Origin of the sequence: Photobacterium sp. BZF1 (assembly GCF_014349205.1) — a bacterium.
Lineage (GTDB): Bacteria > Pseudomonadota > Gammaproteobacteria > Enterobacterales > Vibrionaceae > Photobacterium.
Genome location: NZ_JACSOF010000037.1, coordinates 35662 through 46698 on the forward strand (window position 1 = coordinate 35662; position 11037 = coordinate 46698).

General features: G+C 45.4%; 9 protein-coding genes. 3 read left to right on the forward strand and 6 right to left on the reverse strand.

The features are described 5' to 3' along the window. Positions 1-78 precede the first annotated feature (78 nt). Positions 79-1245: a Card1-like endonuclease domain-containing protein gene (locus tag BIZ37_RS10435; RefSeq protein ID WP_187461443.1), complete on the reverse strand. Its 1167-nt coding sequence runs from the start codon at positions 1243-1245 to the stop codon at positions 79-81. Between the two features lie 406 nt (positions 1246-1651). Here BIZ37_RS10435 and treR point away from each other — a divergent pair, with 406 nt between their 5' ends. The 3 genes from treR (at position 1652) to treC (ending at position 6048) form a co-directional block, all read left to right on the forward strand. After that, positions 1652-2596 carry a trehalose operon repressor TreR gene (gene treR / locus BIZ37_RS10440; RefSeq protein WP_187461444.1) on the forward strand — a complete coding sequence of 315 codons (945 nt, stop codon included), beginning with the start codon at positions 1652-1654 and terminating at the stop codon, positions 2594-2596. A gap of 245 nt (positions 2597-2841) precedes the next feature. Continuing rightward, a complete protein-coding gene (gene treB, locus BIZ37_RS10445) occupies positions 2842-4266 on the forward strand; it encodes a PTS trehalose transporter subunit IIBC (protein ID WP_187461445.1) in 1425 nt (474 codons plus the stop codon). A gap of 102 nt (positions 4267-4368) precedes the next feature. Next, positions 4369-6048 (forward strand): alpha,alpha-phosphotrehalase, encoded by a 1680-nt coding sequence (gene treC / locus BIZ37_RS10450; RefSeq protein ID WP_187461446.1) that lies wholly within the window; start codon positions 4369-4371, stop codon positions 6046-6048. A 65-nt stretch (positions 6049-6113) separates the two neighbouring features. Here the strand turns inward: treC and BIZ37_RS10455 are convergent, their stop codons facing one another. The 5 genes from BIZ37_RS10455 to BIZ37_RS10475 form a co-directional block, all read right to left on the reverse strand. Next, positions 6114-6524, reverse strand: coding sequence for a hypothetical protein (locus BIZ37_RS10455; RefSeq protein ID WP_187461447.1), 411 nt, complete (start codon positions 6522-6524; stop codon positions 6114-6116). Between the two features lie 183 nt (positions 6525-6707). Then, complete coding sequence (locus tag BIZ37_RS10460) at positions 6708-7211, reverse strand: hypothetical protein (RefSeq protein WP_187461448.1); 504 nt, start codon at positions 7209-7211, stop codon at positions 6708-6710. Between the two features lie 128 nt (positions 7212-7339). After that, positions 7340-8482, reverse strand: coding sequence for a cyclopropane fatty acyl phospholipid synthase (cfa, locus tag BIZ37_RS10465; RefSeq protein ID WP_187461449.1), 1143 nt, complete (start codon positions 8480-8482; stop codon positions 7340-7342). 534 nt (positions 8483-9016) lie between these two features. Further along, positions 9017-9655: a LysE family translocator gene (locus BIZ37_RS10470; RefSeq protein ID WP_187461450.1), complete on the reverse strand. Its 639-nt coding sequence runs from the start codon at positions 9653-9655 to the stop codon at positions 9017-9019. Between the two features lie 299 nt (positions 9656-9954). Beyond that, positions 9955-10593: a LysE family translocator gene (locus BIZ37_RS10475; RefSeq protein WP_187461451.1), complete on the reverse strand. Its 639-nt coding sequence runs from the start codon at positions 10591-10593 to the stop codon at positions 9955-9957. Positions 10594-11037: the final 444 nt, after the last annotated feature.

Consider the following 11037-nt stretch of genomic DNA (forward strand, 5'->3'; position numbering starts at 1 on the left):
CGCCGTCAAATAAAGGGCTAAAAAGAAAGGGGAAACCTATGTTCCCCTTCAATTCATTGAGATAAGTGTTTGTATCAATTAAGCAATATTGTGGCTTTGGCCACCGGCATCTTTGAACCAGTTATGTAGGTGGGTTTGTAGATCGCCAAGTTGGTCTGGGCCGATAATCGCAAGGCCAAGATCTTGGGCACGGACTACATCGTGATGGCGCAATGGGCGGAAGCTCACCAGCATCGCACGTGCCTGCAGGCCACCGAGTAGATCACGCAGTGATTCTAACTTGTAAAGGGTATCGTCGCCGTCGTCACGCATCCCTTTGGTTTTGCATTCGATAATATGAAGTTTGTTGTTCACGACGGTAGCCACATCAAGCTCGTTACGCACTTCACGGTCACCAATTTGGCGGTAGACCTGCACACCCAGTGAATGGTCTTGGATAGTTGGCAAATCGCTTTGAATCGCACGGACTGTGCTGTGTACCAAATTCTCTAGCCATTCACCATTGGCAAACCGGCGGGCCTCTTCATGTTTGAAAGTCAAAACGCCATCGTGGTAGGTGGCAAGGCCTGTTTCTTCCAGATCGTTGAGCAACATTCCTAACTCTTTGTAGCCTTGCTGCTTTTCACTTAACGCAACATCCAGCTTCTGCTCTTTACGGCAAGTGGTCGCCAAGTAGTTGAGGGTGGCAAGGCCAGGGCCTAGCTCAAGGGCTGAACTTGCCCAGCGCTGGCCTAATTCCCAAAGCTGCTCGTTAAGCTCTTCGGGTACGAGGCTTTCCGGGAGTTCACAACGGGCGCCGAAAATAGTGAGGTAATCGGTAAGTTGAATGCGATCTTCGACTTGTTGTTGTTCCCGGTCTGCTGGGTATAGCCAGCACATTTCATCGCTGAATGGCTCAATCACATAGATAGGCCAGTGGTAAGTGCGGAATACTTCATAGGCGGAAAGTAGACGGTGGCGGAGGCCACAACTGGCATTGAACCAGACATCGGTTTGGGAGGCTTTGAGTTTTTCTGCCAGCTCGATAATACGAGCTCGAATGCGTGTGATATTGATGGAGTCAGGAATAATAAAAAACTCGGCCTCGATATGACGAGGTAACAAAATTGACGCTAGTCGGTCGTATTGTTCTTGCTGCGCTTCCGTACCGATAAAAATCATCTTATCGGCAGGGACGCCGTGGTCGAGAAGGGGGGTGATCAGTCTTACGGGGTCCTGATCGATTATGCCAACATGTGTAATCATAAAATTCCTTAAGCGTTAGCTGAGACTGTGCCGGCTCATCGATAATGTGATTCAAAGGGTGGCCCGTGCGTTGTAGTCAGTCAGTGGCGCTTTTTATTTGTCATCATTTATATATGCGGACAGTGTTCATTAAAATCAAGTCACACTGTTGCTTATGTCTATATTATTTGTGCTAAGTGCGTTGGTTCATGGGCACTTTGGTAATAACTTAATTGAATAAATTCAAAGAAATGTCTGAGCTATGTAAGGGTTTGTCAGGATAAATGAAGTTTTGTTCCGCTACGTAAGCGATTTTTGGAACAAAATTGTGTGTCAAATTGCAGCTTGCTGTTTTGTGCCAGGAAAATGATTGAAATAATCCCGTTGTCAGTGACAATAGGTAGTGAAACCAATAACTCGAATGATTATGACCCAGAAACTTACAATCCTAGACATTGCCAAGCTGGCAGGTGTCGGCAAATCAACCGTTTCGCGTGTACTGACTAATGATCCCAAAGTAAAGCCGGCGACCAGAGAGAAAGTCGAGCAGGTGATCCGTGAGTCTGGCTATGTGCCATCCAAGTCAGCCCAAGCGATGCGGGGAGGCAGTGCCAAGGTAGTAGGTATTATTCTGTCACGCTTGGATTCACCGTCGGAAAACAAAGCGGTCAGCGGCATTCTCGATGTCATCTACAAGGCTGGTTATGATGCGGTGATTATGGAAAGCCAATTCAGCGCAGAGAAAACCAATGAGCATTTGGCTGTGCTGCAAAAGCGCAATGTTGATGGCGTGATTGTGTTTGGTTTCTCAGGCTGCGATCTGACCAGCATCGAAAAGCTAGGCCACAAAGCGGTGGTTATTGCGACTGATACCGACTCTATTTCTTCGGTGGACTACGACCATCAGGGCTTGATTGCCCTTGCCATGGACAAACTGGTTTCAAATGGTAAGCAGATTATCAGCTATATCGGTGTTGATGAATCTGACCGTACCACGGGTTTGCTCCGCCTCAATGCATATCTTGAAAGTTGCCGAAAGCTAGGGATTGAACCTAGTTATCAGACTGGGCAGTTGAGTTATGACAGCGCTTATCAAATTACCGATCAGGTCCTTAGCGCAGGTACAGAAGCGATTGTCTGTGCCAGTGATACCTTGGCCATGGGCGTTGCTAAGCGCTTGCAGGAGCTTGGCCGAACTGATATTCAGGTCTCAGGGGTAGGGGCAACGGATCTGCTGTCTTTCTTATTCCCCAATACGTTCAGTATCGACCCTGGCTACTTTGAGGCGGGTAAAGTCTCTGCCCAGCTGTTGATTAAGCAGTTGTCTGGCCAGCAAGAAGTGACCCACCTCATTCAGCAAGCTTCATATTAAAAGGCTGCTTCAACGCTTTAATCAAAATCTCAATCAATAACAAGCAAGATCTGGATCACTAATTTGCTGTTAATCTATAGGTGTAGGTTGTGAACTGATTCACGAAATGGGAATGTTCCCATTTTCATCGGGGAGCGGATCTGACACTATTTGTTACATCAAGTGGGAACATTCCCATTAATTTTAAAGTGAACAAAGACAGACAACCCAACACATTCCTATTTTTATAACGATGGACAATCGGCATGAGTAAGATTAACCAACAGCAGATAGAACGTTTGGTCGAGTTAATCGGCGGTAAGGACAACATTGCAAGCGTCAGCCACTGCCTGACCCGTTTGCGCTTTGTATTGGCAGACACAGACAAGGCGCAAATTAAGGAAATTGAAAAACTGAGCATGGTAAAAGGCTGTTTTACCAATGCAGGCCAGTTCCAGGTGGTGATTGGTACCGAAGTTGATCAAGTGTATAAAGCGCTCAATGAATATACCGGCCAGTCGGGCGCCAGCAAGGATGAAGCTAAAGTCGCTGCCCGTCAGAATATGAGTTTGCTGGAGCGTGGGATCTCCCATCTTGCTGAAATCTTTGTTCCATTGCTACCAGCGATTATTACCGGTGGTCTGATCCTCGGTTTCCGTAATGTCATCGGCGACATCAAGATGTTCGATGGCCAAACCCTGACAGAGATCAGCCAGTTCTGGGCAACCGTTCACTCTTTCCTATGGCTGATAGGTGAAGCGATCTTCTTCTTCCTGCCAGTTGGTGTGTGTTGGTCGACGGTGAAGAAACTGGGCGGTACACCTATTCTGGGTATCGTATTGGGTGTGACACTGGTGTCACCGCAGTTGATGAACGCCTATTTGATAGGTCAGCAATTGCCGGAAGTGTGGGACTTTGGCCTTTTCACCATTGAAAAGGTCGGTTATCAGGCTCAGGTCATCCCAGCAATGTTAGCCGGTATTGCCTTGGCACTGATTGAAACCAATCTGAAAAAAGTGATTCCTGCTTACCTGTACCTGGTGATTGTCCCATTTGTTTCAATCATTACTGCAGTCATCCTTGCCCATGCATTCATCGGTCCATTTGGCCGTATGCTTGGCGATGGTGTGGGTTACGCGGCACAGGCTGCGATGACGGGTGATTTTGCTATCTTTGGTGCGATGATCTTCGGTTTCCTATACGCCCCGCTGGTTATTACAGGTATCCACCACACGACCAACGCTGTTGATTTGCAGCTAATGCAATCAATGGGTGGTACTCCGATCTGGCCTTTGATTGCCCTATCTAATATTGCTCAGGCTTCAGCGGTTGTAGGCATCATCATTATCAGCAAGAAAGCAAATGAGCGTGAAATCTCGGTACCGGCTGCTATCTCGGCATACCTAGGCGTAACTGAGCCTGCTATGTACGGTATCAACCTGAAATACAAGTTCCCGATGCTTAGCGCAATGATTGGTTCGGCGATTGCCGCAGCTATTTGTGGTAGTGCGGGTGTGATGGCAAATGGTATCGGTGTCGGTGGCCTACCGGGCATCCTATCTATTCAGCCGCAATACTGGCTGGTGTATTTCATCGCAATGGTTGTCGCCGTTGTGGTCCCGATGGCACTGACATTGTTCATGTACAAGCGTGCTGAAGCAAAAGGTGAACTGAGTGAAGCAACTGCCTAGGTAAGTGCTTAGTAATGGGGAAAGCCCTGTGTGATTTGTAGCTGGTCGATTGATTTTTAAGACCAGCTACCTTTTTCTGATTTTTTAAGTGTGCAGGTTATTATGTTGAAAGAGCAACTTGAATGGTGGCGTACCGCTACGATTTACCAGATTTATCCAAAAAGCTTCTGTGACAGTGGCAGCAAGGGAACCGGTGATATTCAAGGGATCATTGCCAAGCTAGACTACCTCAAGACCTTGGGTGTCGATGCGATTTGGCTGACGCCGGTTTACAGCTCACCAATGATTGATAACGGCTACGATATTTCCGACTACTACAATATCAATCCAGAGTTCGGCACCATGGCCGATTTTGATCAATTGCTGGCCCAAGCGCATCAGCGTGACATCAAAATTGTCATGGATATTGTCGTAAACCACACCTCGACCGAGCATGCTTGGTTCCAGTCTGCACTGGGTGATAAGAACAGCCCTTACCGTGATTATTACATTTGGAAAGATCCGGTAGACGGCGCTGAGCCAACCAATTGGCAGTCGAAATTCGGTGGTAATGCCTGGGCACTAGACGAAGCCACTGGCCAATACTACTTGCACCTGTTTGCCAAAGAACAAGCGGACCTGAACTGGGAAAACCCGAAGGTTCGTGAAGAGGTCAAAGAAGTGATCAGCTTCTGGGCCGACAAAGGTGTCGATGGTTTCCGCCTTGATGTGATTAACTTGATTTCCAAGCAGCAGGACTTCCCGAACGATGACATTGGCGATGGTCGTCGCTTCTACACCGATGGTCCCCGTGTCCATGAATATCTTCAGGAAATCAGTGAAGCGGTGTTCCAGAAGTACGGTTCGGTAACAGTCGGCGAGATGTCTTCGACAACTCTTGAGCACTGCCAACAATATTCATCGCTCGATGGCAAAGAGTTGTCGATGGTGTTCAACTTCCATCACTTGAAAGTCGATTACCCCAATGGTGAGAAGTGGACCAAAGCACCGTTTGATTTTCATCAGCTAAAATCCATTTTCAACCACTGGCAGCTTGGCTTGAATGGCAAAGGGTGGGGCGCTCTGTTTTGGTGTAACCATGACCAACCACGCGTGGTCAGCCGTTTGGGTGATGATGTGAACTACCGAGTTGAATCTGCCAAAATGCTGGGTGCATCGGTCCATATGATGCAGGGAACCCCGTATATCTACCAGGGTGAAGAGATCGGCATGACCAACCCGGGATATACCTCTATTGAGCAATACCGTGATGTGGAAAGTACCAACATGTACGACATCATGGTGAACCAGCAAGGTGTTGGCCATGACGAGATGATGGCGATCCTAGCGCAGAAATCTCGTGATAACTCCCGTACACCGATGCAGTGGGATGACAGTGAATATGCCGGTTTCTCCAAGGCACAGCCTTGGCTGCAAGTGGCAGAGAACTACCCGCAGATCAATGCCAAAGCCGCGGTTGAAGATGAGAACTCCGTATTCCACTTCTACCGTCAGCTGATTCAACTGCGCAAAGACGTTGCCGTGATCACCGAGGGCGATTATACCGATTTGATGCCAGAGCATGATCGTATTTTCTGTTACAAGCGTGAATCAGACAGCCAGATCTTGTTGTGCGTGAACAACTACTATGGCGATGAGGTCGAATGCTTGCTGCCTGAAGGGCTAGATGTCGCGAGTGGTCAGTGCTTGCTGTCTAACTATACGGAATCGATGAATACTGCTCAGGATAACAACTTCACTCTGAAGCCGTATGAAACTCGTATTATCTTGATTGCCAAGTAAGTAGAACTAGAGTTGAGCTTGAAAAAGCGCCGCATGGCGCTTTTTCTGTATCAGATAGCCTCCCATCATGATGCCATCGCCAGATAACCTTGGGCGTGAGTTGTGTCGGCAGTAACGGCATCTTTGAGCCGGCAGTAGGCCTCTATACGGGCATTGGCTCTTTCTACTTGGCCCGGTAATGGCCTCGCGGCAGCATAGGGACGGGTGCCCCAATAAAACTGGTAGAAGGTCTCGAAGCAGCGGGCTATACGGTTAGGTGTGGATTCTTTGAGGCAACCATCGATGAGCTTCCAGGCAGAGCCTTTGGGTGTAAAGTTAGGCTTAACCTTTGTGAGATAGTCTTTTATCCATCTACCACGATCCAAAGGCTTATTTATACAGACTCCCAAGGCGGTATGGGATAGTACTGTCATAAGCTCATCGGTGTTGTTATTAATTTCTTGGTGAGATTCTAAAATATATTTTAAAGGAGTCATTAATCATCCTCTCCTTTATATCTTCCCAGCCGGGAGATATCGTAATTGATAACTTGTACAAATGTTATTTTTGATTTTTGCTGTTATTTTTTGATTCAAGCCGTATTGACACCTTTGCAGCAATGATCAGGAAAACAGCAAAGACGATGATATTGTGAAGAATTGACAGAAAGTCATGAATATTCATATCACTGCGTTCGCCATCATGTGAACTTGAGAATATTCATTGACGGCTATTTCAGATGGCATTTTCTCTGTATCTTTTTTATCGAGAATAACCTTAAAGTCTCGGATATCTGGGAAATGTGACTTTAATGACATTCTCGTTAAGTCACTTGCGCGCAGAGGGTGACTGGACGAGTAGTGATAATGACCATCAGCGATGTCTACCTGAAAGATAAAGGTGTGTGGGTCTCTTACCGCTCGGATATACACGTTGACATGGGCTGGGAAATAAAAAGCATAAATATTGAGCTCTGTATGCGAGCCTGCTTCTTCCAGTACTTGGATATCCCTGATCTCTATCGAGCCTTTGGCTGCAATGTCATGGGAGACTAACAACTCTTCGATGGCATTTTCACGTGACGTTGATAAATCTGCCGTCAGCTCGTACTTACGAGCCTTGATACAAGTGGTGTAGAGTACCGAGTCTTTGGACTCATAGACTTTGACAACAGTGGATTGCATAGTGTTTTCTCGTTGTGGGGAGGAAGAAGCCGTATCACTGAGAATGGCTTCCTCTCTCGTTTCTTGCTCAGTGCACAGATAGTGTAAAGTGCGCTGTTGTTGCTAAGTGCATAGGCTAGTGCTCGTGATTAAACAGCACGGGCAAATTGCGGAAGGCTGGTTCCTTCCTTAGTAAGCGCTAATTGCCAGACACTCAAACTACGGCTGCGGAATGCACCTGCACATGACAGTAGGTAGTATCGCCACATCCGGTAGAATCTATCTCCGTATTTTTCAGCAATATTGTCCCAGTTCTTCTCGAAGTTACGGCACCATGCCATTAATGTTTTGTCGTAATCTGGGCCGATGTTGTGCAGATCTTCGATATTGAACATGTGCTCCATTGCATTCCCTAGCTGGGAAATGGATGGGATCACGCCATTAGGGAAGATATATTTATTAATCCATGGATCCGTTTCTGTTTTTGATTCTGGGCTACCAATGGTATGGAGCAAGAATAAACCGTCATCTTTAAGGAATCGGTTGGCACAGGTGAAATAATCTTTGTAGTTTTCAGGCCCAACATGCTCAATCATCCCGATTGATACCACACGGTCATAGGTGACTGCTGGAACATATTGACGGTAATCCTGAAGAATAAAGCTGACGGGTAGATTTTTGCGGCGGGCTATTTCCATTCCCAAGGCGGTTTGTTCTTTTGAGAGGGTCAAGCCGTGGCATACAACGCCATAATGCTCGGCAGCGTAGTTCATGAAACTACCCCAACCACAACCAATATCGAGCACTTTCATCCCTGGCTTCAAGCCAAGTTTACGGCATATCAGATCCAGTTTGGCGGTTTGGGCGCTATCAAGATCGAATGACTCTTTCCAATAGGCACAGGTGTAGGTCATTCGCTCGTCGAGCATGTTCTCGAACAAATCGTTGCCAAGATCATAGTGAAAAGGAACGTCTTTGTTGCAGCGCTCTACACTTTGTCGATTGAAGAAATTCACAACTTTCTTTCTACCAAGGTGTGCACCGAGCAAGAGCTTGGCTTTGACGCCTAATTTGTCTTCAAGGTTGTTCTGAGTAATACGGTGGACTAACTCATCTATTCTGTCGCAGTCCCATAAACCTTCCATGTAAGTTTCACCTAACCCCAATGAGCCATCCACGAGGATCCTGTCGAGCACAGCTTCATCGTGCAGCCTAATATCCCAATCCCTTGTACCATTAATCTGAATATCGGCTGGGCTTAACAGCTCATTAAAAAGTTTCAAATAAGACATAACTTACCTGCTGAATTTTACATAACAGTGTGAGATTGGAAGGTATCATGATATTGATTATCATGATGTTCATTTTTTCCTAACCTACTATTTAGTAGAACTAACATAAAAGCTAAATAATTACTGAATCAATTCATAATAGGTAGCTTTGCCAATGAATGGTTGTCGAATAATATTTCGCGAACTAATTAATTTATGTATTAATTACTGTTAAATGTATTTTCAAAAATTACATTGTATTTTTGGTGATATTCAGAAAGCAAATGCTACGCTATTGCAACTCCTACCCCTGATAGAGCAAGAGTATAGGGCCGTTGCTTTTCTCTCTAGTGATATCAAAGAATTAAAACTTGCGATAAATTACTTTCAGCGCTTTGTATGCTATGCCGAGGTGGTTTCGGCGCATGGCAAGAATCAAACGCGAGCACGACTCGCCATTTAACTAGGCTAGTCTGTTACGGCTATTGGCAAGACACAAAAAAGGGCATCTCGAGAGATGCCCTTTCTATCTACCGGGAGGTTAAGGCCTGTGTTTTATACAGCAGGCACCTGTGAGGCAAGCAACCAAATAGCGAGAACGAAGAAGATGAGTCCCATGAACTTATGTTGGTTGGTACGGAACTTTTCGTTTTTCAGTAGTGGTTGACCCAGGCTACCGATCATAGTCACCAAGAACAGGTTGAACAGGAGACCCAGTACGTTCAGTAGCAGGCCAAGCACCAACATTTGTTCGCCAGAAGTCGCCGTGACTTGGGTCGAGACAAATTGTGGTAGGAATAAGACAAAGAAAATGAGCGCTTTCGGGTTAAGTAAGTTACTGATCACCGCGCGGCGATAAAGGGTCTTGGCGACACTGCTGCTTTGCTCTACTTCCGGCGCATCAGAAGGTTGGGTGCGCATACAATCCCAACCCATTTTTAATAGGTAGGCGCCGCCAAGCAAACGAAGTACTTGTAAGGCGATAGGGTTCATCGCTATAAGGGCTGAAACCCCCATGGCGGCAAGCAGCGTGAGGATCAATCCAGAAGTTGCATTACCTAGACTGGCGAACACCCCCACCTTTTTACCATAACTCAAACTGGAACTGGCGATCAGCAGCATGTCTGGACCAGGGATCAGTAGCAGGGCAATAACAGCGGTCAAATAAACGGGTAATACAGAGAGATCAATCATGGTAATTTGGTGTTTGTTTTACAAGGTGCTGGATTCTAGTCCTTTTTGTGGATGATTTAAACGCAATAATTGTATTTTTTAGTTTGTTTATTTGCTTTGTTGGGGTGTTGTTGATTGATTGTTCTTTTGTGTTAGGCCGTTTCAGCTTGGCGTCAGAAGAGTCGTCATGAAAAATGAAGGTTTGTCAGTAGCTATAAGCCTTTATTTTCAATAAATAAGGCTTTGAAGTTTGAAAGTGGTTTCAAAGGGCGGGGTAATGAATTTATCAAAACCCCATTTATCGCTAATACATACCTGGCTTAAACAGCGGTTACCTGAGATGCCAGCATCCAGATGGCGAGAATAAAAAAGACCAAACCCATAAACTTATGTTGGTTGGTCCGAAACTTCTCATTCTTCAATAGAGGGCGACCCAGGCTTCCAACCATGGCGACTAACAGCAGGTTGAACAACAGGCCGAGGACATTAAGAACGAGTCCTAGCACTAGCATCTGCTCACCGGAGGTTGCAGTGACTTGAGTCGATACAAACTGCGGTAGAAATAGGACAAAGAAAATTAGTGTTTTGGGGTTGAGGAGGTTACCAATGATGGCGCGCTTGTATAGGGTTTTAGCAAGGGAGCTATTTTGCTTAACAGTTGGTGCATCTGATGGTTGAGTACGAATGCAATCCCATCCCATCTTCAGAAGGTAAGCACCACCAAGAAGGCGTAATACCTGCAGGGCAATAGGACTTATCGCAATCAGTGCTGAGACTCCCATAGCTGCGAGCAGTGTCAGGATTAATCCGGATGTCGCACTACCCAAGCTGGCAAAGATCCCCACTTTTTTTCCATAGCTCAAACTAGAACTGGCAACAAGCAGCATATCTGGTCCTGGAATCAGCAATAAAGCTAAAACAGCAGTTAAATAAACGGGTAAAACGGAGAGATCAATCATGGAATCTTAATAGTGAATTTAATGAGGGCCGGGATTCTAGTCATTTTGAAGACTAATTTAAATGCACTGGAAGTAATTTTTTGCGTGATAATTTGTTAAATAATAAATATAAGTGAATATGAAATAAAAAAGGAATCTTATATCTAGATATTAATCTTTGTAACTAAATGTTAGAAGGGGGGGAGGGTGAAATAATATGAGTGTTATTTCATTTTATATCATGTTATTCAAAATATAAGTAAAGCTAAATTCATTTCTCCATACCGCTTAAATACTGTAGGTGTAGGGCTAGCAAAAAGATGTTTTTCAGATCGAAAAGAGAATAATTTCTATTTATATGCTAGTTATAACAATATGATTTACTGGAGTAAAATTAGAAACCTGAAAATCATTAATAATGTGTTACAAATGTGATTGATGAGCGAAAATGGTGTTGATATAGAT